The 23,081-nt window shown below is 61.4% G+C and carries 35 protein-coding genes; 4 read left to right on the top strand and 31 right to left on the bottom strand.

The window, feature by feature from the left end:
- The first annotated feature begins 60 nt into the window (after positions 1-60).
- The gene (locus tag HX868_RS31010; RefSeq protein WP_343047939.1) at positions 61-402 is read left to right on the top strand and encodes a colicin E1 family microcin immunity protein; all 342 of its coding nucleotides are present in this window, start codon (positions 61-63) and stop codon (positions 400-402) included.
- Between the two features lie 25 nt (positions 403-427).
- On the opposite strand, the gene HX868_RS02270 is transcribed toward HX868_RS31010, so the two are convergent.
- From HX868_RS02270 to HX868_RS02160, 23 genes are all read right to left on the bottom strand, one after another.
- A complete protein-coding gene (locus HX868_RS02270; RefSeq protein ID WP_177001770.1) occupies positions 428-1,564 on the bottom strand; it encodes a colicin-like pore-forming protein in 1,137 nt (378 codons plus the stop codon).
- A gap of 446 nt (positions 1,565-2,010) precedes the next feature.
- Entirely contained in the window at positions 2,011-2,151 is a 141-nt protein-coding gene (locus tag HX868_RS02265; RefSeq protein ID WP_177001769.1) for a hypothetical protein, read from the bottom strand.
- 408 nt (positions 2,152-2,559) lie between these two features.
- A complete protein-coding gene (locus HX868_RS02260; RefSeq protein ID WP_177001768.1) occupies positions 2,560-3,702 on the bottom strand; it encodes a site-specific integrase in 1,143 nt (380 codons plus the stop codon).
- Positions 3,699-3,908: a DUF4224 domain-containing protein gene (locus tag HX868_RS02255; RefSeq protein WP_177001767.1), complete on the bottom strand. Its 210-nt coding sequence runs from the start codon at positions 3,906-3,908 to the stop codon at positions 3,699-3,701. The genes HX868_RS02260 and HX868_RS02255 overlap by 4 nt, the downstream gene beginning before the upstream one ends.
- Before the next feature lie 78 nt (positions 3,909-3,986).
- Complete coding sequence (locus HX868_RS02250) at positions 3,987-4,193, bottom strand: DUF7696 family protein (RefSeq protein ID WP_177001766.1); 207 nt, start codon at positions 4,191-4,193, stop codon at positions 3,987-3,989.
- Positions 4,186-4,458 (bottom strand): hypothetical protein, encoded by a 273-nt coding sequence (locus HX868_RS02245; protein WP_010213995.1) that lies wholly within the window; start codon positions 4,456-4,458, stop codon positions 4,186-4,188. The genes HX868_RS02250 and HX868_RS02245 overlap by 8 nt, the downstream gene beginning before the upstream one ends.
- Positions 4,455-5,081 (bottom strand): hypothetical protein, encoded by a 627-nt coding sequence (locus tag HX868_RS02240; RefSeq protein ID WP_177001765.1) that lies wholly within the window; start codon positions 5,079-5,081, stop codon positions 4,455-4,457. Before HX868_RS02240 ends, HX868_RS02245 begins: the two co-directional genes overlap by 4 nt.
- Complete coding sequence (locus tag HX868_RS02235; protein WP_177001764.1) at positions 5,074-6,321, bottom strand: phosphoadenosine phosphosulfate reductase domain-containing protein; 1,248 nt, start codon at positions 6,319-6,321, stop codon at positions 5,074-5,076. The genes HX868_RS02240 and HX868_RS02235 overlap by 8 nt, the downstream gene beginning before the upstream one ends.
- Positions 6,318-6,650 carry a hypothetical protein gene (locus HX868_RS02230; protein WP_177001763.1) on the bottom strand — a complete coding sequence of 111 codons (333 nt, stop codon included), beginning with the start codon at positions 6,648-6,650 and terminating at the stop codon, positions 6,318-6,320. Before HX868_RS02230 ends, HX868_RS02235 begins: the two co-directional genes overlap by 4 nt.
- Positions 6,640-6,843 (bottom strand): hypothetical protein, encoded by a 204-nt coding sequence (locus HX868_RS02225; RefSeq protein WP_177001762.1) that lies wholly within the window; start codon positions 6,841-6,843, stop codon positions 6,640-6,642. The genes HX868_RS02230 and HX868_RS02225 overlap by 11 nt, the downstream gene beginning before the upstream one ends.
- On the bottom strand, positions 6,840-7,013 hold the full coding sequence (locus tag HX868_RS02220; protein WP_177001761.1) for a hypothetical protein: 174 nt from the start codon (positions 7,011-7,013) through the stop codon (positions 6,840-6,842). The genes HX868_RS02225 and HX868_RS02220 overlap by 4 nt, the downstream gene beginning before the upstream one ends.
- A complete protein-coding gene (locus HX868_RS02215; protein ID WP_177001760.1) occupies positions 7,010-7,450 on the bottom strand; it encodes a hypothetical protein in 441 nt (146 codons plus the stop codon). Before HX868_RS02215 ends, HX868_RS02220 begins: the two co-directional genes overlap by 4 nt.
- 58 nt (positions 7,451-7,508) lie before the next feature.
- The gene (locus HX868_RS02210) at positions 7,509-8,468 is read right to left on the bottom strand and encodes a hypothetical protein (RefSeq protein WP_177001759.1); all 960 of its coding nucleotides are present in this window, start codon (positions 8,466-8,468) and stop codon (positions 7,509-7,511) included.
- Between the two features lie 60 nt (positions 8,469-8,528).
- Positions 8,529-8,918, bottom strand: a complete 390-nt coding sequence (locus HX868_RS30575; RefSeq protein WP_218168464.1) for a hypothetical protein — start codon at positions 8,916-8,918, stop codon at positions 8,529-8,531.
- Complete coding sequence (locus tag HX868_RS02200; protein WP_177001758.1) at positions 8,915-9,505, bottom strand: hypothetical protein; 591 nt, start codon at positions 9,503-9,505, stop codon at positions 8,915-8,917. The genes HX868_RS30575 and HX868_RS02200 overlap by 4 nt, the downstream gene beginning before the upstream one ends.
- A 10-nt stretch (positions 9,506-9,515) precedes the next feature.
- Complete coding sequence (locus tag HX868_RS02195; protein ID WP_177001757.1) at positions 9,516-9,788, bottom strand: hypothetical protein; 273 nt, start codon at positions 9,786-9,788, stop codon at positions 9,516-9,518.
- A gap of 53 nt (positions 9,789-9,841) precedes the next feature.
- Positions 9,842-9,979 carry a hypothetical protein gene (locus tag HX868_RS02190; protein WP_176561380.1) on the bottom strand — a complete coding sequence of 46 codons (138 nt, stop codon included), beginning with the start codon at positions 9,977-9,979 and terminating at the stop codon, positions 9,842-9,844.
- A 46-nt stretch (positions 9,980-10,025) separates the two neighbouring features.
- A complete protein-coding gene (locus HX868_RS02185; protein ID WP_177001880.1) occupies positions 10,026-12,743 on the bottom strand; it encodes a toprim domain-containing protein in 2,718 nt (905 codons plus the stop codon).
- A 15-nt stretch (positions 12,744-12,758) separates the two neighbouring features.
- Positions 12,759-12,992, bottom strand: coding sequence for a hypothetical protein (locus HX868_RS02180; RefSeq protein WP_010213975.1), 234 nt, complete (start codon positions 12,990-12,992; stop codon positions 12,759-12,761).
- A gap of 66 nt (positions 12,993-13,058) precedes the next feature.
- Positions 13,059-13,421 (bottom strand): hypothetical protein, encoded by a 363-nt coding sequence (locus HX868_RS02175; protein ID WP_177001756.1) that lies wholly within the window; start codon positions 13,419-13,421, stop codon positions 13,059-13,061.
- A 3-nt stretch (positions 13,422-13,424) separates the two neighbouring features.
- Positions 13,425-13,727, bottom strand: coding sequence for an ogr/Delta-like zinc finger family protein (locus tag HX868_RS02170; protein WP_122428401.1), 303 nt, complete (start codon positions 13,725-13,727; stop codon positions 13,425-13,427).
- 61 nt (positions 13,728-13,788) lie between these two features.
- Positions 13,789-14,274, bottom strand: coding sequence for a YmfL family putative regulatory protein (locus tag HX868_RS02165; protein ID WP_177001755.1), 486 nt, complete (start codon positions 14,272-14,274; stop codon positions 13,789-13,791).
- Between the two features lie 29 nt (positions 14,275-14,303).
- Positions 14,304-14,504: a DNA-binding protein gene (locus tag HX868_RS02160; protein WP_019817902.1), complete on the bottom strand. Its 201-nt coding sequence runs from the start codon at positions 14,502-14,504 to the stop codon at positions 14,304-14,306.
- A 109-nt stretch (positions 14,505-14,613) separates the two neighbouring features.
- Here HX868_RS02160 and HX868_RS02155 point away from each other — a divergent pair, with 109 nt between their 5' ends.
- From HX868_RS02155 to HX868_RS02145, 3 genes are all read left to right on the top strand, one after another.
- Complete coding sequence (locus HX868_RS02155) at positions 14,614-14,943, top strand: helix-turn-helix domain-containing protein (RefSeq protein ID WP_177001754.1); 330 nt, start codon at positions 14,614-14,616, stop codon at positions 14,941-14,943.
- A 17-nt stretch (positions 14,944-14,960) separates the two neighbouring features.
- Complete coding sequence (locus tag HX868_RS02150; protein ID WP_177001753.1) at positions 14,961-15,587, top strand: hypothetical protein; 627 nt, start codon at positions 14,961-14,963, stop codon at positions 15,585-15,587.
- Between the two features lie 67 nt (positions 15,588-15,654).
- Positions 15,655-15,840, top strand: a complete 186-nt coding sequence (locus HX868_RS02145) for a hypothetical protein (RefSeq protein ID WP_177001752.1) — start codon at positions 15,655-15,657, stop codon at positions 15,838-15,840.
- 15 nt (positions 15,841-15,855) lie between these two features.
- Here the strand turns inward: HX868_RS02145 and HX868_RS02140 are convergent, their stop codons facing one another.
- The 8 genes from HX868_RS02140 to HX868_RS02105 all read right to left on the bottom strand — a co-directional run bounded on the left by HX868_RS02140 (position 15,856) and on the right by HX868_RS02105 (position 23,080).
- Positions 15,856-17,133, bottom strand: coding sequence for a contractile injection system protein, VgrG/Pvc8 family (locus HX868_RS02140; RefSeq protein ID WP_177001751.1), 1,278 nt, complete (start codon positions 17,131-17,133; stop codon positions 15,856-15,858).
- Positions 17,130-17,582, bottom strand: a complete 453-nt coding sequence (locus tag HX868_RS02135; RefSeq protein ID WP_098480568.1) for a phage tail protein — start codon at positions 17,580-17,582, stop codon at positions 17,130-17,132. The genes HX868_RS02140 and HX868_RS02135 overlap by 4 nt, the downstream gene beginning before the upstream one ends.
- A gap of 6 nt (positions 17,583-17,588) precedes the next feature.
- Positions 17,589-20,168: a phage tail tape measure protein gene (locus tag HX868_RS02130; protein ID WP_177001750.1), complete on the bottom strand. Its 2,580-nt coding sequence runs from the start codon at positions 20,166-20,168 to the stop codon at positions 17,589-17,591.
- Positions 20,158-20,280 (bottom strand): GpE family phage tail protein, encoded by a 123-nt coding sequence (locus HX868_RS02125; protein ID WP_010213954.1) that lies wholly within the window; start codon positions 20,278-20,280, stop codon positions 20,158-20,160. The genes HX868_RS02130 and HX868_RS02125 overlap by 11 nt, the downstream gene beginning before the upstream one ends.
- A gap of 8 nt (positions 20,281-20,288) precedes the next feature.
- Positions 20,289-20,651, bottom strand: a complete 363-nt coding sequence (locus HX868_RS02120; protein ID WP_177001749.1) for a phage tail assembly protein — start codon at positions 20,649-20,651, stop codon at positions 20,289-20,291.
- A gap of 57 nt (positions 20,652-20,708) precedes the next feature.
- Positions 20,709-21,224 carry a phage major tail tube protein gene (locus tag HX868_RS02115; protein WP_177001748.1) on the bottom strand — a complete coding sequence of 172 codons (516 nt, stop codon included), beginning with the start codon at positions 21,222-21,224 and terminating at the stop codon, positions 20,709-20,711.
- A gap of 47 nt (positions 21,225-21,271) precedes the next feature.
- Positions 21,272-22,462, bottom strand: a complete 1,191-nt coding sequence (locus HX868_RS02110; protein WP_177001747.1) for a phage tail sheath protein — start codon at positions 22,460-22,462, stop codon at positions 21,272-21,274.
- Positions 22,463-22,648: 186 nt separating this feature from the next.
- Positions 22,649-23,080 (bottom strand): phage tail assembly chaperone, encoded by a 432-nt coding sequence (locus HX868_RS02105; RefSeq protein ID WP_246355464.1) that lies wholly within the window; start codon positions 23,078-23,080, stop codon positions 22,649-22,651.
- Position 23,081: the final 1 nt, after the last annotated feature.

Below are 23,081 nucleotides of genomic sequence, written 5' to 3'. Positions count from 1 at the left end.
CTTAAAGGCTGTCGATGCCTGTGAAAGGCGGTTTGTATAAAAATTGCATGCGAGTTATCAGTGTGCAGTGTAAAAAGGAGTGGTTTTTTGGAAAGGATTTATTATTTTAAGAATTTGTTTATTGGTTTGGTTTTGTTTGCTATATGTGTTTACGCTTCCAAGTCGAGCGGGTATCAAGCTCTATATTTTATAGTGGCTTGTATAAGCGCATTTTTATTTCCGCTTTCGAAACGCCTGATAGAAAATATCGCTTTCCGGTATGCAGGGAAAGACGTTTGGAGTTCCGCTCCACTCATGACGGGTGCTAGGAGTGGAGGCTACGCACTTTTATGGTTGTTGTGTTTCGGTTTTGCTATTCCGCTTGGAGGCGGGTATCTGATATGGCTGTGTGTAAAAAAATAACGCTGCCATAATGGCAGCGTTATTTTTACAGGCTGGAAACGAATTTGTTTAGTTTTTCAGCAAAGTTATCATCGATAGCCGCTCCAGTAGCTGCAACAATAAAAGCAAATGCCAATATGCCCATTGGCGTTGTTGCGATAAAACCAAACGCAATTCCAACAAACGCTGTTGCAGCAAGGCCAAGCGCAATGGATTCGAGCTTCAAGAAAAATGGCTTCCAGTCACCTGACTCCATCGAGTTCATAAATTCAATTATACTGTCTTTAGCGTCAATGACGGGGCCGACGTATCCCAAACCTTTGCTGAACTTGGTTGCCGCTTTGCCTATTGCTTCATAGTCTATTGAATCAATGTATTTAGCTGCTGCTGCTCTATCTTTAACGCTAAACTTTTTATCCAGCGCGTTTTTGTATTTGTCGAATGCTTTGAACGCCTCGTCTGCGCTACGTATTTTCTTTCCTTGAGCGCTATCGGCCAAATCACTCGCTAGCTTTGACGCGCTATCACCGAACCTAACCCCGGCTTCTGCGTAAAAATCTGATGTGAATTTAATGGCGGCTTCAATATCAACGACCTCGGTTCTTACCTTATCTTTATATCTCGCTGCAACATCAGTGACATCGTTGAGCCGCTTAACCCCATAAGCTGCATGAAGGGATTTCTGCCACTCGTCAAAACTGGTTTCTGGAGCGGCTATCCGATATGCCAAGCGCGCAGCCGCTTCTGTAATAAATTGAGTGACAGGCTGGTCGAAAAAGTCGCGTCTGTAAAAACTGTTTGCTACCGATTGAAGTGAAATAACATCCAGAGAGGTCTGCGAGATAACGTTCTCCATTGACCTGATCTCACTCCACAGGTTGGCAACTCGATCATCCGTTTTAATACCGTTGATGCGCTTGTCTTCTTCGATTTTTTTCTGAAGCTCTCCAGGAATCAACTGACGTTTGGCAGCATAATCAGCTTCTCGCGCCGCGACCGCACTAATGATGGTAGCCCGGTATTTTTCACTGACTTCCTTTTTAGCATTCGCCGCGACTTTTCGTCCTATCGCGCTATTCCCGAAATCGTCGCTGTAGCCGCCGCCGCCCACTGGCCCACTTCCATACGTTTGTTCCTTATAAGCGGTGATTCTGACGGGGCCGATTTCCATCGCTTCGCTCATGACCGTACCCCTTTACGAGTTCGTTTTGTCATGACTTGGCCACTCACGCAGCAACGGATGGAAATGGATAGTTCATTCAGTTGAGTGCCCGAAAGGCCCAGGGCACTTGCTGCCCTAACGTAGGTAGAGCATTTTAAGTTAGTCATCAGGAATATCCTTATCTCAGATGGGAAGCGTATTTCTGTCAATGTCGTGGGTGTTATCTCTTAGACATGTCCCAGCTAGGTGGAAAGCAAGGAGCACACCTGAACTGTACATATATACAGTTAGCGGGACAATGAAATTATGCGTTTATGCATACTCTCTGAGTTTATGATAATGATTGCTATTTGTGGGGCTGGAGATTGAGCTGATGTTGAGTGCGTGAGGTTCAGAAATGAGGGCGGGATCTCTTTGCACGCATGAGTCGGCGCCCGATACGTGGTATTGGGCGTCGTTGGAATCAATTACAGCGGGTGCGGCCCACCCGGTTGTATCGCCAGGTGCAGGATATCCAGAACCGCTTTGCCCATTTCCCACAGATATTGCGCGGTAAAGGCGAACTTCGCCTTATTTGCGACGCATTTCATGATGAACGGCGGTGACATCGTGACTCTTCAGCTTGTGCTTGGGCATGCTTCCTGGACCATGACTCAGAAGTAAGAGCATTTCAGCCCTGGTCACATGGAGGAGGTTGTTTTGTTGAATCCGCTAGTGGGAGCTTTTGAGAGGAAGAGGGGGGAAGACGTCCAGAAATGAAATTGGACCGATTTTGGATGGAATGGGGTTAAGGAGAAGTCATTTTCCAAACCCCAGAAACCACAAAGCCCCGCATTGCGGGGCTTCGAGATATGGTGCCGGCACCAGGAGTCGAACCCGGGACCTACTGATTACAAGAAAACCCTTTTCGGCCTGCTGGTCAGTCACTTAGGTCGTGGCTTGTTACGTAATGACAGCGCTGACAGCCGGATTCCATGCGGAGTCCGGCGCTCTTGTTACGCAGGTTTCGGGGGGGGTCAGAGAGCTGAGGGGGCGACCTTCGGGACGCTCAGGTCGTAGATGTCGAGCATGGACTCATCGCGGTGGCCGCTGGCTTCCTGCTTGTCTGCCCTGGTGCCTGGGGTGTCAGTGATACCGCGACGCTTGAGGTCGTGCAGGCCGAAGCGTTGCTCGGCGGTGATGACGCCCGCCACGATGGCGTTACGCATGAAGCGGTTCCAGGCGGTGTCCAGGCCGGACTTGCCCAGCGGGCCGCCGTGGTCGGCGGTGATGATGAAGCGTTTCTCGGGATTGACCGGCACGGCCGTGCCCCGGGCTTTCCATACTTGGGAGCGGCGGGTCTTTGCAGCGTCCCAGGCGGCTCGCAAGCGCGGCGTCCAGGTGACCACATTGTCACGGCTGCCCTTGCGCCGGTTGGTGAGCACGCCGTCGGCCAACTCGTTGGCGTCGGTCAGGGTGACAACTTCAATGCCGCGCAGCCGGCAGAGGTAGGCCAGTTCCATGACGTAGCTCAGATGCGGAGGTACCGCGTCCTTCTGCCCGCGTTTCAGTTGGCCCAGCTCACGGGCGCGCTCGATCAGGCGTTGCATCACGTCATGCGACGGCAGCCGACGCTGCTTGCGCTCTACAGGCGCCTCGATGCCCATGGCCGGATTGCTGTCCAGGTAGCCGCGGTTGCGGCCCCATTGCATCACCAGGCGTAGGTACCGCAGCGCATGGGCTGCCTTCGACGGCGTGCCCTCGTCGGCGATCCGGTCAATGATCCGCTGGATCAGCGCAGGGGTGAACTTGCGCGCGGCCAGTTCGCCGAGGGGTTTGCCCAGTTTGGTGGGAATTTTGGCCAGAACGTCGCGCGACCAGGTGTAGCTGTCCTGGGTTTTCGGCGCGAGCCTCTTGAACCTGGCGCTGTCATGGTACTGCTCGCACAGGTGGTTCAGGCTCTCGCGGTCGATGCCGTTGCGGACTTCCATGATCTTGTGCAGCTCGGCCAACGTGGCCGAACAGCTGGCGATGTTCTGCCGGCGCTGCCGGCCGGCTTCATCGCGGTGCAGGGTGTACCAGGTTCCCTTGCCTCGGTGGTCAAAGAAAACGGCCGCTGGGATAGCGGCCTGGTCGATGTGCTGGGGGATATTGGGGTTGTTCTTCCTGGATCGTCTCATAGAATCTCGACGCCGTACTGCTCCTGGGTGCCGGCTTTCAGCCCGCCGGCCTGGTTGATTAGCTCCACGGTGGTCCATGGGCCGGTGCGGCCCCGGAAAATGCGGATGCCCTGCTCGTGCAGGGTCCGCTCCACGTCTGCCCGTCGGGCATATCCGGTAATTCGCTTGAGGTCGTCGAATGTCAGCACGCGGGAGAGTTCGCTCATGGCTGGGCCTCCAGTGTACTGCCGACGGCCTGTGGCCACCGCCGAGAATCGCAGCTGCTGCCTTCTCGCCGCACGTCGTTACCCATGCTCCCTCCCTAGCCATTCGTGGCGGCGACGCCACTGCTTGCGCATTTCCTCGATCAGCCGGGTGACGGCCTGCTCGCCTCGCTTCTTGAGGTGGGTTTCTTTCAGCTCGGCAATTTTCTCTGGCGTGGTGTTCCCACGCCGGAGCCAGTACCTGGCCTCGCATTCCAGCATGTGCTGGCGTTCGTCTTGGTCAGCCATGGTAGATGGCCACCCCATGCGAAAGCTCCACCACAGTCATCCGGTCGGCTCTGGCCAGGAGGGCCAAGGCGTTGTGGACAGCACGCCAATCGCTCGGCGTACTGCTGGTGTGGATGATTGGCCGCTCAGGCTTGGTAAAGCGCAGGTGTCCGCCGTTGGTGTAAACGACTGACCAGCCGTTGCCCTGGGCGTACTGGAGCAGCGGCAGCAGGCGTTTAAAGCGACCACAGCGGCGGCCGCCCTGGACCATCAGACGGCGGCTCATGGCGCATTCCTCGCGCCGCAGTTGGTGCAGTCCTCGAAGCGTTGGCGGTCACTGAGGAAGCGGCCGCAGCCGTCGCAGTTGAGTCGGTAGCTGTAGCGCTGGGAGCGCGGGCGCTTAAGCTTGGGCAGCTTGAGGCCGACCGAGCGCAGTGCTTGCTTGTGGTCGAGCAGCGCGGCCAGGACTACCGGCCGGGAACGCTCGACGATGTATCCGCATGGCCACAGCTCGAAGCCTTGGGCCAAATACCCAGCGGCATCTGCCGACCCCGGGTGGATGGCGTCTTCCAGGTTGGCGGTTGGGCCTTTGCCGCCGCGCCATACCAGATCGTTGCCGTCCCACTCACGGGCGTAGGCCACATATACGCGGCCGTCTTCGTTGCGGTATGCCTCGGCTTCCGACCTGTTGAGGTATTGGCAGTCAACGCCGACCTCTGCCCGGGTGCGGACATAGTCCACGGGCCAGGGCAGGTCGGTTTCGCGGCACTCGTAATGCTTGACTGCGGACTCGCGTTTGAACTGCTCTGCCTCGTCCAGGTTCGAGGTGTAGCCGCCGCCCTCGCGCCAGAACATCGCCCGGCTGCCGACGTTGCTGCGGCTGTCCTGCAGGTAGAAGAGGTCAGTCATTGGTCACCTCCAGGAACAGCAGCGGCTGGACCGAGCCGTCCGGGTAGACCTTGTCGAGTGGAGTGGTGGCGATCGGCTCGTCGCCGTCCCAGCCGTCCGGCCAGGTTTCGGCGGCAATCAGTTCACGGATTCGGGCCTCTTCCTCGGCGTTGATCATGTCCACGAGGGGGCGACCAAGGCGTTGCGCGGCCTCGTTAATTTCCGCCTGGATGCCGAGCAGGCGTTCCAGGGCCATGAGGCGCGACTCCAGCAGGATCGGCCCCATGCGCTGTGGGTTGGCGGCAATGCTCCCATCTTTCAACCGCTCGATACCGGCCTTGCGCAAGCGGTGCTGAGGCTCGCGCAGCTCGCGCCACACGGCCCTGATGCGTTTAAGCGGGGCGAGGTAGGCCCAGGCCGGATTGAGCAGGATGGTATCGAGCGCTTTGTCCTCGCTTGCCAGTGGGCAGGCGGTACAACCGGTGCGCGCGTTGATTTCCTCAGCCTCGTCGCCGCCGTAGGCGTCGGCAATGGTTGCTGTTGACCAGTCGCCAAACTCAACCAGAGGTGCCCAGTGCTTGAGCCATTCCCAGACATGGCAGACGCGCCAGTGCAGCAGCGGAGCGAGTGTAGCGAGGCGCCCTTTCAGACCTTTGGCCTCGGGCAGTATCTTCTGGTACCAGCCCTGGCCACACTCGGCGCCGTCCTTGCCACAGCTCATCTCGATGCGCTTATCTCGGATCGCGCTTTCGCCCTGGCGCACGCCGGTGATCATCAGAACGTTTCCGTCCAGGTCGGCGAGGCGCTTCTCCAGCGCCTGGGTCATAGGGTCAATCTTGATCTGGCGAGTGCACCAGCGGAGCGTGTTGTTGTTCGGAGGTGGGACTCCGCGGCCGAGGATGTAGACCATGAACCTCTTATCCATGGGGGCCATGACCACCTCGACGCGGATTCCGCGCTCTTCCAGCTCGTCCATGATCTTGCTGGCCGCGCTGGCCAAGGGCAGCAGCTCCTGGCGTGTGTCGGCGTAGAACACGGTGAGAGTTTTCGGTGGTTTGATTCGGCCGGTGTCGATCAGCCAAATGACCAGGGTGAGGGTGGCGCTGCTGTCCTTGCCGCCGGACCAGGCAATGCCCCAGTGATCGTGATCGGCACCGTAGGCCTGCAGGGACTGGACCGTCAGCTCGATGCTTTCGGTCATCTGCAGGCGTTGCGCGCCGGCTGAGAAGATGTCGCCTTGGCGAGTGCTCAGCTCTTTCATGCTACACCTCCGATGCGCGCCTTGGCCTCGATGCAGGTTTCCTCGCGGGTGTGGCAAATGCCGCAGTTTGGGCAGTGCGCCTTGTCGCTGGTGTTGGTGGCCAGTTCGCCGGAGTGTATGAAGCGTGAGCAGCCGTAGCCGAGTCCGTCACGTTGCCGCTCCTGGAGCATGCTGGGGGCCAGCCCGATCTTGCGTGCCAGCGATTCAGCCGCCTGTGTCGGTCCGGTGGTGCAGCTTGCGGTTGGCTTGTGGCCATTCGCCTTGGCGATATAGGTGCCGGTGCTCTGGCGGACGTTGATGGTAATGGGCGAAGTGTTATCAGCTTGCATGGTGGCGGCCTCCCTTGGCTTTCTTGGCGGCAATGTTGTCCATGTAGCTGGCCCACTCTTCTCGCTTGAGTTGCTGGCGCGTGCGGCTGCAGGCAGCGTGTTTGCGGGTGGATCGGGCCTTGCCACAGATGTCGCAAATGCTGGGCAGGTCCAGGCGGTGGCTGGCCATGGTCGGGCGGATGCGGTTGGTCATTGGGCACCTCCTGCATCCTGATGGCCGGGATTACCGTATTTCGCGGCGCCGCATTCGCAGCGGTAGAGCCCGCGCTTGGTGATGCGGCCGACACGGCCGCTCAGATGGCTGGTGACGACGTTGCGGACGAATGTCCAGCTGTGGCGCTTGCCGAGGGTGCAGGGCTTCATACGTCACCGCCTTGCACGACAGGGTCAGCCAACTGCAGCAGAGCCTGCATGTACTCAATCGCCTGGATGGCGTCGTCATGGGATTCGCTGAACACTTCGCGGGCCGTTTGTGCTGCACGGTTAACCGAGGCCTGCCAGTCTTCTGGCTGTTCGTCCGCCTCCCAGCCCAGCCTGTTGCGCCGCTCCATCAGGTCTAGTGCCTTGCGGGCCTTGGCGCTCAGCTCAGGGTTGATGCCGCAATCAGCATCGGCCACGTAGTTGACGAACTCCAACAGGGCATCGCCGGCTGCCAGTTCATGCCCGCGTGCCCAACTGACCACTTCGCCGCCGTCGACGGTTTTGGGGAGTTCCTTGCCGGCGGCGCCGCGGATGACGATGGTGTCATAGCGCAGTGTGGTAGCCTTCTCGGCGCTGACTTCGGGGTTTTGTACTTGCATGGTGCTTCTCCTTGGGGTTGGTCGGTCTCGGAGGGTTGCCGCCCTCCGGGGCCATCTTTTATGCCGCCACGTAACCGGCGGCGGTCTTGCTCAGCAGGCCAGCTTCGGCGGCCTTCTGCATCAGCTTGGTGGCTCGGTCACTGCCTATCCGCAGGCCCTTGGCGACCTGACGCACTGCCACTTTCGTTCCTCTTTCCGTGCTAGCTATGAGCTGCAGCAAATCGGTCGGCAGCCCTTCGCTGGCTGCTGGTACCTGCTCCGTTTTCTGGCGTTCCTGTTGCTGTTCCTCGGTCCGTTCCTGTTCCGCTGCTACTGGTACCGGGGCGCCCTGCGCGGGTGCTGGACGTAGGGCGGAAAGGATCAGGGCCGGCACAATCTCCAGCGCAGCGGCGAAGCCGAGGCAGAGCAGGGTGGCCAGTTCAAGCGGCAGGCCAGCAGCCTTGGCTGGCAGGGCCAGCAGGGCGGTGAGCTCTTGCGACGACTGGTCCCGACGCACCTGGGCGCGCTCCCGTTCGGCGTCGATGCGTGCCATGGCGGCTGTCTCCAGCTCCAGGGCGCGGGTGACCATGCCTCGCTCGCGCAGTGCGTTGGCCTGCTGGTGGACGGCTGCCGCATCGCTGTCGAGCTGCACGATGCGGGTGGCGTCTGCGTCGCGCTGCTCCACCAGGTCGATCTGGCGTTGTCCCTGGCGAGCCTGGTGCTCGGCGCGGCTGGTGATGATCGAGGACATGAGCCGGTCGTAAGTGGCCCAGCCGGAGACGGCGCCCAGGACCAGCGCGCAGGCCATCATCAGCAGCGCGCACAGGGTTCGGCGCACGACCAGCAGGCCGAGGGCCAGCGGCCAGGCGACGTACTTGAACAGGTCCAAGACCACCGCGGCCGAGGCGAACAAAACGGCGAGCAGGGTGTTGTCGATCAGCGCGGCGATGGCCAGAGCCACCGACGTGGCGGTCACGCCCGCCAGTGCGGCGACCATGACCAGTAACGGCCAGCGATGGTGTTGTTGTAAGTGGTGCATGGTGCTTCTCCTTGGGGGGTAGGCCCTGCCGAGTTGCCGCTCGGCGGGGCCTTTGTGTGGTCAACGGACGCGGACTTTCTTGCCGCCTTCGATCACGTACAGATTCACGTCCGTTAGGCGGTACTGGCCGCCTGGTCCACCAGCGACGCAGTACAGGCCGCCGCGGTCGTCTACGACTCGAACCGGGAACGGGTACTCCCCCCGGCTCCTTGCCAAGTTCGCCTGGTGCGCGTATTTGCTCGATTTCTTGATTTCCGCATACAGCTGCTGACCCGTGGGGCGGACGCCGTGCGGGCCATGGGCCAGCTCGAAGCCTTCCCAGCGTGCCTGGGTGATCGGGTCGATGTAGCCGGTATCGGCCTCGTTGCGCGCCGTCGACCACTTGTTGGCGGTGGCCACATCCTCGAAAGCGAACAGCATGTCCAGGTCTGCGAGTGCTTGAGTGGTCATGCGCGCTCTCCCAACTTGGCGACGCGGGCGGCCTCGTATTCGCTTGGCAGAATCTTCACAGCGCCGGTGATCCAGCCGGCCGTTGGTTTGCCGGCTGCGACGTTGGCTTCGTGCTGGGCCTGGTTGATATCGAAACCGAGGCAGAAATAGGCCACGCCCAGGTGCTCAAACTTGATACCTCCACCGAGCATCAGGTTGCCGGTGTTCACATTCAGCCGGCCCCAGTAGCCATGGGTGTTCAGACGAGGCGGGCAGTGTTCCTTCCATAACTCGCGCAGGCGCTCGTGCTCGGCTCGAATAGCTGCACGCTGCTCCTTGGTGATGCCCTTGGGTGGTACTGCCTGTTGGCGGAGGCTGCGGTAGCCGTAGTCGTCAGGACGGCACCAGTGGACGTCCAGATCGCGGCTGGCGGACAGCTTCACGCCGCCGGCGAAGTGCGAAGTGATGTCGCGCATCGGGGCGATAGCACCGCCGAACAGCTTGCCCAACTCGACCAGTTGCTCATTCAGCAGATCTTTCGCCTGGTAGAACTCCTGGACGATGGCCACCACTTCGGGGGCTTCGGACTTGTAAAAGTAGTGCGACATGGTCGTCCCCTCAGTTAGCCACGACGGCGTGGATGGTCAGGTTGCCCGGCAGGCGGCGCTGCAGGTCCTGCAAAAGTGCAATCTGTTCTTCGCTGCATTCGTCGATGCAGATGACATTTGCGCCTAGACCCGCGAGCCACAGTACCGAGCGCTCCAATGCGTCCGGTGTGCAGTGGCGGCCTATCAGAATCTCTTGCTCGCTTTGCCCGTCGGCCTTGGCGATCTGGCGCAGGCGGATGGTCTTGCCGGTGGCGGGTGCGCCGCGTTCTACTTTCAGTTGCATGGTGCTTCTCCTTGGGTTGGTTGCCCGGACGTTGCCGCGTCCGGGCATTGGGGTTAGTGCAGGGCCACGGCCAGCAGGGACGGGGCGTAGTAGCCGGCCAGCGCGAGGGCCAGCAAGGTCAGGCCGCTAATGACCAGGGTGAGCAGCGTGTCGCCGCGGTTGCTGTAGAAGTGGTCGTTGTCGTCTTGCATGGTGCTTCTCCTTGGGGTTGATGCCGGCGTTGCCGCGCCGGCGGGGTTATACGAGCTGGAACAGCCAGCAGCGAACCGTCCTTGCCGCGCCGTGGGTGTCGACGGCGATGACTGAGTTGATCGGCTTGTTGGTTTCCAGGAATTTCGGCGACTTGCTGGTCTTGAGCACGCGCTTAAGCTCGCTGAGGTTCGGCAACTGCTGGCGCTTGTTGGCCGCTGTCTCGACGAACTCGTTGAGGTTGATGGCGAAGAAGGCCGACTTGCGGGAATGGTTCAGCTTGCCGCCGGCATCGCCCAGAGGGCCGTTGAGGAACTCGACCATGTCCCAGAACTCGCGCACGAGGGGGTGGTCGGCGTTGATAGCTTCCTGCCGCTCCTGGGCCATGCGCGCTACCTCGGCGTGGACCAGATCGGCGCGCTCATCGCTCAACGGAACCACGAGCTGGAGGGCGTCCACCAGGCTGCGCAACTGAGCGTGGTTCTTGGCGATACGCACGGTACGGATACCGGGTAGGGCCAGCAGCTGCTGCTCGTAGCCAGAGGTACGCTCATCCAGCAGCTTGAGGACTTGAGCCTCGGGCTGCAGGGCCTTGATCAGAAAGCCGCTGAGCTGCTCAACCGGCATGCGCTCCAACTGCTCGGCGAACAGTTTGGTTTCCGGTGTCTGGTGCTCGCGGGTCAGGTGCACATGACCCAGGCGCTGGAGGATCGGCTCCGAGGCGTTGACAGCGTTGTTCTGGGCGATCAAAAGGGCTGCCCGGAACGGAGGTTCGCGGGTGTCGTTGCCGTTGTTCTTCACGCCGGTGGAGCGCACGCTGCGCCCGTTGTAGGCGGTCTTGAGCTCGTCCCAGTCGAAGTGCTTCACCGGGGCGCCTTCCTTCTGCTCGCGCTCGGACTCGATCAGCACGACCGGCAGGTTGCCGACCTGGGCGAAGTTCCGCGCCCGGCTGGCCGGGGTGGCCTTGGACGGGTCGAAGCCTTCGTACTCGGTGCGTCCGGTGGTTTTCCAGAGCAGCTCCACCAGCGTGGTCTTGCCGGAGCCGGCTTCGCCGATCAGTTCCAAGAACAGGTAGGACTTATGTATATGGCGGATTTGCTCCGCGTACAGGGCTCCCAGCCACCAGGACAGGACCACAGCGCCGCGCACGCCGAAGCATTTCCAGAACAGTTCGAACCAGCCTTCGTTGTAGGCGCTAAGGTCTGGATTGATGTGCAGTACAGGTGACTGGCTCTGCGACTTCACGCTCAGCTTACCGACGTCGAAGAAGTCCTCCTCGTTGAGCTTGTGCACCTTTCCGCCGGCGATGGCCAGGTCGTTGAAAACGTAGGCGCCGTGCTCGCGGGTGTAGCCGATCCAATCGATGGTATTGACGGTCTTGAGGTTGTCGAGCTGTAAGCCGAGCATGCGCTCTAACTGCTGCGGGGTGCCGGTGAACATGGCTCCGTTGCACTCGTTGAGTAGACGCTTTTTAAACTCCGGTGCGGCAGTTATCTGCGAGGCGGTGAAGGTTGTCTTGATGGCCTGGGTGTCTGGTCGATCCACGCGGAAGTAGTACCAGGCCTCTTGGGTCACGTCGTTGCGCATGTAGTACAGCGCCTGGAAATTGCAGTTGGCGATGCGCACCACGGAAGTACTTTGGCGCAGAGCCTTGTCCCGCCGTTGCTTGTCGCTGAGCAACTGATCTTCCTGGCGATCAGAGCCTTCCAGCTCGCGTGCGGCGCGCTCGTACTTCTCCAGGTCCAGGTGGAACCAGTACAGGCGGGAGCGGTAGGTAAAGTGGAATTCTTTGCGCTCGTCCCACTCGTACATGAGCAGGCCCTTTTCCTCGGCCGAGTCGGCCAGCAGCAGGGCGCCCTGGTGGCGGGCCTCGTCGAGGTCTTGCTCGATGCGCTTGGCGCGCTCGTCGTCGCCCTCGATGAAGGTCCAGCGCTGATGCAGGTCATTCCAGTCGACCTTTTTGGAGCCGCGCTGCGGGATGACAGCAGCGTCGCACTTGAAGCCCAGTGCGCGGGCCTCCTTGGCCCAGCGGCGCATGTTGGCCTTGGCCACTGGCTCGTTATCCAGCGCCCAGACCAGGCGTGGTAGGCGCTTGTCCGCTTCCTGGCATGCCTTCTTGAGGGCGCGGAGCGACTCCTCGGGGAAGGGGGCGCTGCTCATCATGGAGACGGCTGGGGTGTCATGGTGCAGTAGGGCGATGGCGTCGAAGATGCCCTCGACAATGTACAGCTCGTCGACGTCCACCAGCGTGAGGGAAGGCGGGCACCACCAGACCCCTTTATAGCTCTCGCCCGGCTTGAAGCGGGCCTTCTGTTTGCCGAAGCGCTCGGGGCGGTCGATCAGCCTTTCCCAGTAGCCGCCCTTGTCCAGGGGAAAGCGCACGGTGGCGCTACCGGCGCCGATATCGCGGCTCCAGTAGTTTTCCTGGGTGAACCAGCCGTCAATGAGCTCGAGGCGGAATCCCCGGGCAAACTGAAGGTAGGCGCGCGCGGTGGCGGTTGGTTCCTCGGCGGTGGACGGCGCCTGCTCGCTCCAGTCGTTGAACAGGTCGCTGTAGAGGTCCTTGACGTGGACGCGGTGGTTGCACGCCTCCGGCCGGCCGCAGATCAGCATCCAGGGCGAGTCGTGGAAGGTGTACAGGGTGTTCTTGCCGCACTTATGCGCCGGGCATCTGCCCTTGCGCATGTAGTTGGTACCGGTCATGTGCTTGAGACCGAAGTCGGACTCAATCCGGCGGAGCACCTCGCCCCTGAGTTTCTCTTGCATCGTCATGGAGTTGCCTTACTGATTGGCGGCAAGGGCGGCTTGCAGCGCGCCGATGGTGCGTTTGTGGCCGGCAAGGGCCGGGTAGTCGTCGAGGATGCGGTTGCTGCGCAGGCCAGTCGGCACGGTGCGGTAGCGGTCGTCATACCAGTGCTCGGTCATGCTCCGGCGCAGCTCGGCGCGCAGGCTGCTGAGCAGCGCTTCAGCCCAGGGCTTGGGCAGGTCCAGCTGGATCGCAACGGCGTTTTGCATGGCGCGTCCTCGGATTACGGATGCAACTTCCCCAAACCCACGGGAGTGGGGCTGGGAGTTTGTGGGTTAGCGTGGGGCCGGGTTGGCCAGGTCTTGCAGGAAGCTATGCAGCCTGTTCGAGCTCGGCACCTGAACGATCTTGTTGGCGCGGCGGTCGTGGAAAACGCAAAAGTCTGGGCCGCTGGCCATGTCTATGCCGATCCAACGGCGGCCCTTGGGCAAACGCTCGGTCATGGCCAGGTGTACGAGGCGGTCGGCCATGAACACGGGTACATCCCACACGTCGACCAGGTGGTTGACGGCGCGGTCGAACAGGCTGTCGTCGTGCAGGTGTTCCTGCTGGTGGCGCTCGATGAAGGCAGCGGCGTTGCACTGCATGCCGGTGCGGTAGTCGTTGAGCTGCGGGGCGGTGAGCTGGACGAGTTCCATGGCTTAGGCCTCCAGGATCGCGAGCATGTCGAGTTGGTTGGTCTTCTCGGCGCTGTCGCGGATGGCCTGCCTGCGCTTGACCGAAGGGGCGACGGGGAGGCGGACGCGTGGGCGGTCCAGGCCTGACGAAGTCAATTCGTACTCCCAGGACAGCGAGCCGCCATAGGTCGCGCCGCAGCCCAAGTTGGTGCATTCGCCGTACATGGTTTTGAAAATTGGCGTCTGCTCTTCCGAATTGCGGATGCGCATACGGCTGCCGCAGGCCGGGCACAGACACTTGTAACCGCCGCCGTGATTGGTACTCATGAACTCTCCCCGCCGCGAGTGCGGCATTGGCCGAAGCCGAAAAATGCGACGCTTCGTGCGCCTACTTCTGTTCCTGGTTGCCCGGGTTTTTCCGGTGCAACGTGATTACTGCTCCCACCTCGGCGTGCCGTGCGGCAATGTGCGCGCGGTGGGCGGCGATAATGTCGCCGAGCTCGGCCTCGTCGAGGCGGCCATCGGCTAAAGCCTTGGCAATGATCTGGTCGACCTTGCCCTCGGCCACGTCGGTGACCAGGGAGCGCTGGTAGAGGTCCAGGTTGTCGAGGGGGGTATCGTCTGGCATGGGGACGAAAACGCCGCCGTAGATGCCCGACACGTAGTCGGGGAGGAAGCTGGTACCGCCTACCCGCTCCAGCTGGCGAACCTGCTCGTCGGTCAGTGGGCGGTGGCCGGTGTTCTCGTACAGCTTATTATCAAACTGCTTGAGGTCCAGCCCCAGGTGGGCGGCGGCGCACTCGCGGCCTCCCGGGAAGGCGCCGACCGCGGCCATCACAGCCTTGCGGCGGCTATCAAGAATTGGGCGGTTCATGTTCTCGTTTTCTCCCTGGGACAGCCGCACTACTGTGCGACCGTGCCCTCCTTGATGCCGAGCAGTACGGCAGCGCGGTGGGCTTCACCGCGTTTGCCTTTCTTTCGACCGTTCAACAGATCGCTGACCAAATTCTTGTTCAGACGGTGTTTGCGGCTGAAGTCGGCAATGGACACGCCTTGGCGGTCCATCTGCTCGCGGACTTGATCAGGTGTGAGGGGGGCGGGCATAGTGTTCCTATGTGTTCAATCGTGTTCATGTGAGCTTCATTATGCCCAACTGTTTGGGCTTGTAAAGGCAATTTGCTTGAAAAATTGTGCATCCTCGGATTTACCCCCATTGAGTGCAGGTGAGCGCCTGCGCGAAGAGCGCTCGCGGCTGGGCTTTAAGCAGGAAGAATTTGCGCAGATTGGTGGCGTAAATCGAAACACTCAGGGGAGCTACGAGAAGAATGAACGTACCCCAGACCTCAACTACCTTTCCGCGATTGCGGTTCAAGGTGTTGATGTGCTTTTCGTCGTGACAGGTGTCAGGTTGCTGGCTGCTGCCGGCTCGCTGAGTCCCATGGAAACGAGTCTCCTGGAGGCCTTCCGCACGCTCACCGAATCCGACCAGGACACGCTTACACGCATGGCCGCGGGCCTAGCCGCAGTCAGCAAAACCACCTAGCAAAGAAGGATCTAGAAATGGATTTCAAGGGTTACCAGACACCTGCCTGGCTTTCGCGTTTGCGCCGCTCCCTCGTAACCGCTGCGTTGGTGATTACTCTGGCGCCGGTCGGCCAGGCTCCTGCCGCCGACTTGAAGCCGCTTCACTTCGCCACGGTCGGCGAGATGATCGAGGATCTAGGCGACTATGCGGCAGAGAACGGGACTTTCAAGCTGCTATCTACAGAGCCGCTAAAGATCCAGCTGGCACCATCTATCGTTCCGGGCGACCTGCCTGAAAACAATGCGCGCGAGATTCGGCGCGCAGCCCTGTACGGTGTTTATCGCACATTGGTCCATACCGATGCTGACAAAGTGACGTCGGTAGCTGTGCCGCGAGAGGTCAATATCCGCGAGCAGACGTCCAAGGTGCTGAGCAAACCTTCGCTTTCAATCACTGTCACGCGCGCCCAGGCGCTGAAGGCTGCCGGCCAATTCCTAAAGGTGCAGTCGGCGGCGGACCTGGTGCGCCCCGAGCAGGCCGGCACCATCCAGCTGGATAACTGGGCTCCTAAGTTCGAAGATGCTTACATGACGGACAAGGGGCAGATCAGGCTGCTTGAAGCCATCAAAGCGGCTGGTGGAGACCTGGTGAACAACGGCTAAAGTAGCCCTGCTTGCATATTTGGAATTGGCATTACCGTCGGAGTAATGCCAATGAAGGAGAAAGCAGATGTTGTTGGAATCGATCGCGGTTGACCGTCCGGATGAACTGAATTCAGCGTTGCCGAGGGAGCAATGCATAACCCCTCAAGAGTGGCTGCTGATAAGACTCTATCGTCAGTTAGAAGAGCAGGAGCAGTGGTTCATCCGCCGGGCGGTAGAGGGGCTTATCGCGAAGGACTCAATTTCCGGTTGATACAAGAAGGCCCCTTTACGGGGTCTTTTGTTTTTCCTGCATCCGCTTCCACTCTCGATCCAGGGCACGCTTGGCTGATGCCTTGCTCTGGTAGAGATGGGTGAGGCGGCGGGGCTTGGTTTGATCGCCCTCGGTGACCTTATGCTGCTGGCCGGTCTTCTCGTCGCGGTACCAGGTTACAAGGCCGGTGTAGTCGCCTTCGTCATCGGCTAAGTCGCCCAGTTCGTCGCCGTCTGGTAGTTGGGACTCAAGCTCCATAGAGGTGGTGAGGCTGTCGGGCGTGAAGCTGTGGCGCAGATTGCCGCCGAGCCAGATGATGGCGGCGATTTCCGCCTTGATGCCGGTCAGGCTATAGGTCTGATCCGGGATCAGCTCCGGGCGGCCCCTGGCCAGGGTGTAGCTGAGTGTGGCGGTGCCGCGCTGCAGGCGGTTCCACTCTGCACGGGCGGCCTGCAATGCGCTGGCCTGGTCTGTGAAGCTGTGGCGCAATTCTTTGATGTTCTCGCCGCCGCCGGCGATGGCCTCTTTCTTCTCCGCGCTGTTCACCTCGTAGTAATAGGCCTTCACGCCGGTATAGGAGTCGCGGTCGGCCTGCAGGAAGCGGTGCTGATCGCCGTCTGCCCGGGTGAGTGTGACGTGGGGCAGCGATAGGCCGCTTGCGGTAGTGGCCTTGCCGGTGGGCAGGAATAGCAGGCGGTCGGCCTTCACGGTGGCGATGGCATCGTGCTCTCGGCCGAGACGGCTGAGCAGGTTGGCGTCTGACTCGTTGGCTTGGTCCAAGTGCAGCAGCTCGATGCCGGCGAGCACGGCGCTGACCACGGGGGTGAGGCCCTGGGCGGTGGCGATGGCACCGATGACCGTGCCCAGGGTGGTGGCGTCGAAGCTGCGTTCTTTCTTTGCCTTGAGGCCGCCGCGTAGGTCCGCGCTGCGGGCGCGGATGCTGAGCGTGTCCGGTGCGCCGCTGTGCTCGGTTTCGTCCACGGTGAAGCTGCCCTTGTCGATCAGGCCGGTGTCATCCCAGCCCAGCCAGAGGCGCACGGTGGCGCCCCGAGGCGGGATGGCAAGCAGACCGTCGTGGTCGCTGAGGGTGATGTCGAGCTGATCGGCCTCCAGTCCCCGGTTGTCGGTGAGCTCGATGCTGATCAGGCGCGGTTGCTGGCCGCCGAGCAGCATGGCGGTGATGTCGTTTCCGTTGACCACTACCTTACAGATCGGCCGCGGATAGGCTGTGAGCTCGCGGTACTTCTGGGCGGCTTGGCCGAGGAGCTCGCCGGCTTGATTCAGCAGGCTCACAGCAGCCCCCCGAGAGCACCGCGCAGGATGCCGCCGACCGAGCCGATGAGACTGCCGAGCATGTCGATGCGGCCGTCGTCGATGCGCTTGAGGCTGATGGTGAACTCGTAGCGGCGCGGTGTGCCGTCCTCGAAGAATACCTGCTGCGTCTCGCTGATCGAGGTGATAACCCAGGTGCCGTAGATGCGGCCGGTGCCGCCGATCAGGGGCCACGCCTTGCCGGTGTCGGCCATCTTGCGCAGCACATCAAGGCTGAGGGGCGAGCCGACCAGGCCGGGCAGCAGGGTGCCGGGCAGTGTGATGGTGTCCTCGCCGCGGCCCAGGAACTGGCTGGCCGGGTTGGTACCGATGCGGCTGGTGGAAGCGTGGCGCCACTCGGTGGTGCGCTGAAGCTCCTGGTAGGCGAGCGTTGGCAGTCCGAAAACGAACATGCCGAGGGTCATCATCATGGTGGTTTACTCCTGGTCACCCAGGCGCGAGCGGATGCGGGCGGCTTTGGCACGCTCGCGTTCGTCCAGCAACTGGTTGAGCATGTTGCGCAGCCCGTCAGTGTCGGTGCCCGGGGTAGCGCTGATGTTGATTTCGATGGTGTCGCCCTGAACAACGATGCCACTGCCTGAATTGGCCGACAGCGGTGGGCGGTTGTCCATGGCCATGGTGCCGCCGGCAGCTCCGAAGCCGATGGCCCCGGCCGCAACCATTTGCTTGCCCATGTTGGTGACTGCAGCCAGCGGCCCCTGCTGGCCCTTGACGAGGCCTTGCTCCAGGCCTGCCATGGTGAAGCCGCCTAGGCTGGCGAAGACGCGCGACGGCGAGTGGATGCCGAGCTTCTCTTTGAACCAAGTGACGGTGTTGTCTGCGGCGCCGGTGATAGCGCCCTTCACTGCGGCTAGGCCATTGGTGATGCCCTGGACCATGCCCTGCATGAGCATGGTGCCGAACTCGCTGAACTTGCCGGGCATCTCGACGCCGAAGTAGTTCATTACGCCCGCGAAGGCGCGGTAAAACAGGCCCAGCGGGGAGAAGTTGAGGATCAGCGCGGCGATGCCGGCGAATCCACCGTTGAAGCCTTCCTTCACCTCTGCCCATAGGCCCAGGAAATAGGCCTTGATGGGGTCCCAATATTTGTAGATTAGGTAGGCGGCAGTGGCGATGGCCATCACGGCTAGACCGATGGGGTTCATCAGCAACGCACGGCCGAGCCAGAGTACGGCCTTGCCGGCCCACAGCAGAGCGCTGCCCATACCCTTGACGGCAGTGACAGCCGTAAGGCTCTTGATGCCGAGGAGTGTGAGGCCGTAGCGCAGCATGGCGAATGGGCCTAGGAAGCTGGCCATGGCCAGAGTGACGGCGCCGAAGCCTGCAGCCAGCGCTGCGATGCCGGCCACTGTCTTGAGGATTTGCCCGGCGAGCGCGGGGTTGGCCTTGACCCATGCGGTAACACGGCTGGCCACGCTATTGAAGCTCTCGATCAGCTCGATGAGGGTCGGACGCAACGTCTCGCCCAGGGTAGCGCTGAGGTTGAACGCTCTGTTCTTGGCCATATCTAGACGGGCCGAGAGCAGCTCGGCGCGTATGTCCGCCTCGCGCTGCATGGAGCCTTTACCCGCTTCGTCGTTTGCCAGAGCAAGCTGGCGGCGATACTCGCCCATGTTCTGTGCGAGCTTGGATGCGTCGTCGCCGAACTCCTTGCCGAACAGTTGAGTGGCGACGCTGAGCTGCTGGTTTTTCGGCAGCTTGTTGATAGCGTCCAGCACGTTTTTCAGAGTATCGGTGGCATTGGTTGCCATGCCGTTCTGCAGCGCCTCAGCCTCAAGCCCCACCGCTTTTAGGCCTTCCTGGAAGCGTTTGGGCTGCTGGGTGGCGATAGCGAGCTCGCGGATCATCGCGTTGGTTGCGGTGCCAGCGACTTCGGCGGTGGCACCCAAGCTCAGAAAGGTGGAGCCCAGCGCGGCGGCGTCCTTGTAACTCATACCTACCGAACTGGCGACGCCCGCCGTGCGCTGCAGGACGTCGATGATGTCGGCGCCTTTGGACTTGGCGTTGTCGTCCAGGTAGTTGATGGCGTCACCGAGCTGGTCCACGTTCTTGATTGGCACCTTGTACAAGTCCGCAATGCGCGCCAGGTTCTCGCCGATCTGGTCGGCGGGCAGCTCGAAGGCAGTGGCGGCGTTGGCGGCGACCTTGGCGAAGCTGAGCAGGTTGTCTTTGCCCTGGACGCCCATGCGTGCGGCACCTTCCACCAGGGCGGCGATTTCTGTGGTGGCCATGGGGATGCGTTCGCCCATGGACTTGATGGCATCGGCCATTTCGAAGTAGGTGGCTGTGAGCTGGCCATTATCATCGCGCGCACCTGATACCTGCTTGGCGACGCCTGCCATGGCGTCCTCGAAGCTCATGTAGTCCTTGACCATGCTTAGCACGGGCACGCCCATTGCCGCCCCGGCAGCCGCCGCACCAGCGCCGGCGCCGGCCATGGTGCCGGCAAGTTGTTGAGTTTTATCGTACCTGGCACGGGCATTTGCCAGCCGCTTTGACTGGGCAGCCAGGCGTTGCATGCGCTGGGTCTGCTCGCTGATCTGTTGATTGGTACTTGCGATGCGGTCGCGCAATTCGCGCTCGCCCTGCACAAGATTGCGAGTGCTGATACCGGCGGCGCTGAGCTTGCTTCGTAGCCCCTGCAGCTCGGACTGCTGCTCCTGGTGTTGTTTCTTGAGGGTGGTGGCGGCGCGGATGGCGTCCTGCATGTCCGCCGTCATCTGTTTGGTCGGCACGCCGGTGGCAGCCATCTGGCGGCCGAGTTCCTTCACTCGATCACGCGCGCCCTGGAGCGCGGTTCCGGTGTTGGCGCTGATCGCGCGCAGGCGTTGCCAGCTGCTGACATCGTTCTGCGTTGCTTGCAGCTGCTTGAGCTGGTCGCGGGACTCCTTGAGTGCACGACCGAGGCCGACGCTTCCTTGCATCACTGCGCGGATGGGGCGGGTGGCGCGGTCGATAGCCTGGAGGATCACCTCCATTCTCAGATCATTGGCCATCGCTTTTCTCCCAGCGGCTTCTGGCCCGCTCGCGCCATTCCATCAGTTCCGACAGGGGCAACGGGTCCAAGTCCGCCGGCCCCCAGTGAAAGACCATGGCCAGGTCGGCCATGGCTTCTTCTACGCGACGAGGACAGCTTCCTTCGCCGACTTCTGCAGCAAAAAACTCGCGACAGCCAGCCCGCACTGGAACAGGTCCGCCGGATCCATTCGGCCGACCTCGATGTCGGTGAGGCTGGGCGTGCTGATGCGCGGCAGTACCTTGCGCAGGGCGAGTACGTCCATCTGTGCCAGGTCAGACAGAGTCACGCCGCGAAGTTCGCCGCTCATTGGCTTGCGCAGGATGACCTGCTTGATCTGTTGTTCGCCGCGGATGATCGGGGTGTCGAGGTCGATGACTTCCTCGTTGGGGTTCTTGGTCAGGGCCGGTGCAGCCGCTGCAGCGGTGGCGCTGTCGTCGTGCTTGTCTTCTGGAGTCTGCATGGGGTGGTGCTCCTTGGTTCAGGGGGAAAGCCGGCATGGGCGCCGGCGGCTTGCGGATTAGAGGCCGATGTTCTTGCGGTGCGCGGCCAGCAGGTCTTCGCCGTCAACCATGAACACGAAGTTCAGAAGGTCGATTTCGGTGATGACCTCGCTGTCGACGGTGAGCTTGTAGTAGGTGCAGGTGGTGCTGATCTGGTGCTCTGTGTCTTCGCCTGGGGTGGACTCGCCGAAGTCGATCTCTTCGTGCCGGCCGCGCACGGAGATTTCCACGGAGCTAGTGCGGCCGTCGTCTTCGCGCTGGACCGAACCGGAGAAGCGCAGAGCAATTCCGTCGGCACGAACCGCGCCGAACTGGCGCAGGGCGAGCAGGTCCCAGCCGCCCAGGGTCCAAGCGAGGACGATGCCGTCATCGCCGAAGCCGAGGTCGACCTTGACCGGGCCGTCCATACCACCGCCGCGATAGGCCTCCATCTTGCGGGCCAGCTTGGGCAGGGTGACGGTCTTGGCGATGCCGCCGTAGACGTTACCGTCGTTGAACAGGTTGAAGTGCTTGAGCTTCTTGGCTAGGGCCATGGTGTGGCGCTCCTACAACGCAGCCGGGGCCGCGCGGGTGAATGGGATCAGGCCTTGACGCTCTCGGCGAAGGTCATGAGGTAGCGGTCGGTGATGCGCTGGCGGAACAGCAGATTTTCCAGCGGCGGGACGGGGGTGTAGTCGTAGTCCAGGAACAGCTTGCCGGCCTTGAGAGTGGTGGCGTCGTTGGCGGCCGGATCGAACCAGCACTGCCCATCGATGATGTAGCCACCGGTTTTCAGCTCGCGGAACTTGGCGTTCATGCCGTCGACGATGTCTTTAACCAGGCTCCCGTGCATGGGCTTGTCCACAGCCCAGAAGTGGGCCTCGGCCATGGTGTCGGCCAGCACCTGGGCGGTGCGGGTGTAGTTCTCAAAGGCGAACAACGGGTCGGCGCTGGTGGTTCGGTTGCCCCAGAAGCGGAAACCTTCGCGGCGGATCAGGGTTGTGACCTCGGCGGCGTTAAGCAGACCGGCGTCGGTGGCGGGGTTCTGCAGGTCCCAGAAGATATCCTTGGAAAGGCCCGACACGCCATTAACTGGCACGTTGGACAGCGTTTTGTGCCAGCCGACTTGCTCGTCGATCTTGGCGCGAAGCCCCAGGGCGCGCGCGACGGCCGAGGCTGGGGCGTTGGAGCTGGTGGCGGTGTCCCAGTTGACGAAGTCGGGCCAGATGAGCATGAGCTCGCGGGAGCCGAATCCGTCACGGTAGGCGATGGCCTCGGAGACGTTCTCGCAGTCCCAGGCGCTGGCATATGAGAAAGCACGCATCTTCTCGGCGATGGCCGCCAGCTCGGTGGTCACGGCGAGGTTGTCCAGGCCAGGCACGCCCAGGATGCGCGGGCGCACGCCGAGTTGCACTTCGGCCGCCAGTAGGGCCTTGAGGCCGGTGTACTGACCCTGGGCCGTCACGCCGCCGATGATCTTGGTGGTTTGGTTCGCTTCCTTGGCGGCGGCATCGGCGCCTTCACCGTCAGCCACACGCACGACAACGGTAACGGGGCTGGCCTGGTCGGCAATGGCGTCCAGGCTGCGAGCCAGGGTGCCCAGCTCGCCGGCTTTGCCGGAAGCGGTGAGCACGTCGGTGAGCAGGACCGGGGTATTGAGCGGGAATGTAGTCGCGTCGGCGTCACTGCCGGTGCAGACCATGCCCACCACGGCGGTGGCGATAGTGCGAATGGGGCGTATGCCCCCGTTGATTTCGAGGACGCGAACGCCGTGATGGTAGTCGGTAGCCATTAGGCAGCTCCTGGTGGGCATGATGCCGTTTCAGTGAGCCTTGAGGGTGACGCGCGCGCGCAAGCGGGGCGAGCGGCTGGCGGTGTAGCGGGGCGCGGTACAGGACGCGCAAGAAACAGCCCCGACTCGCGGGGCTTGTCCCTGGTTGAGGTTGATCAACTGGCGTTGTGGTCACCCTCATCGCTGTTAGTCAACCCGTTGTGCGATCCATGAGGGCGGCACGGGCCGATAGATGCTATCCGGAAACTCAGACTTTTGCGGCCAGTCGCGCAGAGCCTGGAGGAAAACCAACAACTCGGAGAACTGTTCATCTGACAACGTTGTATTGACGCCACTTTCTTTCTGATCACGGTGACGCTCGCGCAGCCACATAACAGACGAAAGTTCGGCGTCGCGCCACTCACGCTCCTGTGTGATTGGATCAGGGACGACCGCAGGTGGATCAATCAAATACGGAAGCCCTTTATCGTCATGAGCACGAATCTTGCCAGGCGTGGGGTTCCCAATCACCGCCAGATACACATCCTCGGTGATTCTCAAGACATCCTTGGGCATGTTATCGCCATGAATTGAGGTCAAGTAAGAGCACCCAGTTGATGGGCTATAAAAACGCTGCATG

Source organism: Pseudomonas reactans (assembly GCF_013385825.1).
GTDB lineage: Bacteria > Pseudomonadota > Gammaproteobacteria > Pseudomonadales > Pseudomonadaceae > Aquipseudomonas > Aquipseudomonas reactans.
This window is presented reverse-complemented; position numbering and strand designations above follow the sequence as displayed.

Bases quoted from the DNA above. Each gene is read 5' to 3' on its own strand.
- HX868_RS02120 (WP_177001749.1), bottom strand. From the start codon at position 20,651: ATGCAGACTCCAGAAGACAAGCACGACGACAGCGCCACCGCTGCAGCG.
- HX868_RS02135 (WP_098480568.1), bottom strand. From the start codon at position 17,582: ATGATGATGACCCTCGGCATGTTCGTTTTCGGACTGCCAACGCTCGCC.
- HX868_RS02235 (WP_177001764.1), bottom strand. From the start codon at position 6,321: ATGAAAGAGCTGAGCACTCGCCAAGGCGACATCTTCTCAGCCGGCGCG.
- HX868_RS02190 (WP_176561380.1), bottom strand. From the start codon at position 9,979: ATGCAAGACGACAACGACCACTTCTACAGCAACCGCGGCGACACGCTG.
- HX868_RS02145 (WP_177001752.1), top strand. From the start codon at position 15,655: ATGTTGTTGGAATCGATCGCGGTTGACCGTCCGGATGAACTGAATTCA.
- HX868_RS02220 (WP_177001761.1), bottom strand. From the start codon at position 7,013: ATGAAGCCCTGCACCCTCGGCAAGCGCCACAGCTGGACATTCGTCCGC.
- HX868_RS02125 (WP_010213954.1), bottom strand. From the start codon at position 20,280: ATGGCCGACCTGGCCATGGTCTTTCACTGGGGGCCGGCGGACTTGGAC.
- HX868_RS02255 (WP_177001767.1), bottom strand. From the start codon at position 3,908: ATGAGCGAACTCTCCCGCGTGCTGACATTCGACGACCTCAAGCGAATT.
- HX868_RS02170 (WP_122428401.1), bottom strand. From the start codon at position 13,727: ATGAGTACCAATCACGGCGGCGGTTACAAGTGTCTGTGCCCGGCCTGC.
- HX868_RS02110 (WP_177001747.1), bottom strand. From the start codon at position 22,462: ATGGCTACCGACTACCATCACGGCGTTCGCGTCCTCGAAATCAACGGG.
- HX868_RS02215 (WP_177001760.1), bottom strand. From the start codon at position 7,450: ATGCAAGTACAAAACCCCGAAGTCAGCGCCGAGAAGGCTACCACACTG.
- HX868_RS02260 (WP_177001768.1), bottom strand. From the start codon at position 3,702: ATGAGACGATCCAGGAAGAACAACCCCAATATCCCCCAGCACATCGAC.
- HX868_RS02230 (WP_177001763.1), bottom strand. From the start codon at position 6,650: ATGCAAGCTGATAACACTTCGCCCATTACCATCAACGTCCGCCAGAGC.
- HX868_RS02250 (WP_177001766.1), bottom strand. From the start codon at position 4,193: ATGGCTGACCAAGACGAACGCCAGCACATGCTGGAATGCGAGGCCAGG.
- HX868_RS02180 (WP_010213975.1), bottom strand. From the start codon at position 12,992: ATGCAAAACGCCGTTGCGATCCAGCTGGACCTGCCCAAGCCCTGGGCT.
- HX868_RS02105 (WP_246355464.1), bottom strand. From the start codon at position 23,080: ATGCAGCGTTTTTATAGCCCATCAACTGGGTGCTCTTACTTGACCTCA.
- HX868_RS02200 (WP_177001758.1), bottom strand. From the start codon at position 9,505: ATGTCGCACTACTTTTACAAGTCCGAAGCCCCCGAAGTGGTGGCCATC.
- HX868_RS02160 (WP_019817902.1), bottom strand. From the start codon at position 14,504: ATGCCCGCCCCCCTCACACCTGATCAAGTCCGCGAGCAGATGGACCGC.
- HX868_RS02115 (WP_177001748.1), bottom strand. From the start codon at position 21,224: ATGGCCCTAGCCAAGAAGCTCAAGCACTTCAACCTGTTCAACGACGGT.
- HX868_RS02175 (WP_177001756.1), bottom strand. From the start codon at position 13,421: ATGGAACTCGTCCAGCTCACCGCCCCGCAGCTCAACGACTACCGCACC.
- HX868_RS02150 (WP_177001753.1), top strand. From the start codon at position 14,961: ATGGATTTCAAGGGTTACCAGACACCTGCCTGGCTTTCGCGTTTGCGC.
- HX868_RS02225 (WP_177001762.1), bottom strand. From the start codon at position 6,843: ATGACCAACCGCATCCGCCCGACCATGGCCAGCCACCGCCTGGACCTG.
- HX868_RS02210 (WP_177001759.1), bottom strand. From the start codon at position 8,468: ATGCACCACTTACAACAACACCATCGCTGGCCGTTACTGGTCATGGTC.
- HX868_RS02130 (WP_177001750.1), bottom strand. From the start codon at position 20,168: ATGGCCAATGATCTGAGAATGGAGGTGATCCTCCAGGCTATCGACCGC.
- HX868_RS02245 (WP_010213995.1), bottom strand. From the start codon at position 4,458: ATGAGCCGCCGTCTGATGGTCCAGGGCGGCCGCCGCTGTGGTCGCTTT.
- HX868_RS02165 (WP_177001755.1), bottom strand. From the start codon at position 14,274: ATGAACCGCCCAATTCTTGATAGCCGCCGCAAGGCTGTGATGGCCGCG.
- HX868_RS02240 (WP_177001765.1), bottom strand. From the start codon at position 5,081: ATGACTGACCTCTTCTACCTGCAGGACAGCCGCAGCAACGTCGGCAGC.
- HX868_RS30575 (WP_218168464.1), bottom strand. From the start codon at position 8,918: ATGACCACTCAAGCACTCGCAGACCTGGACATGCTGTTCGCTTTCGAG.
- HX868_RS02185 (WP_177001880.1), bottom strand. From the start codon at position 12,743: ATGCAAGAGAAACTCAGGGGCGAGGTGCTCCGCCGGATTGAGTCCGAC.
- HX868_RS02270 (WP_177001770.1), bottom strand. From the start codon at position 1,564: ATGAGCGAAGCGATGGAAATCGGCCCCGTCAGAATCACCGCTTATAAG.
- HX868_RS02195 (WP_177001757.1), bottom strand. From the start codon at position 9,788: ATGCAACTGAAAGTAGAACGCGGCGCACCCGCCACCGGCAAGACCATC.
- HX868_RS02265 (WP_177001769.1), bottom strand. From the start codon at position 2,151: ATGTCACCGCCGTTCATCATGAAATGCGTCGCAAATAAGGCGAAGTTC.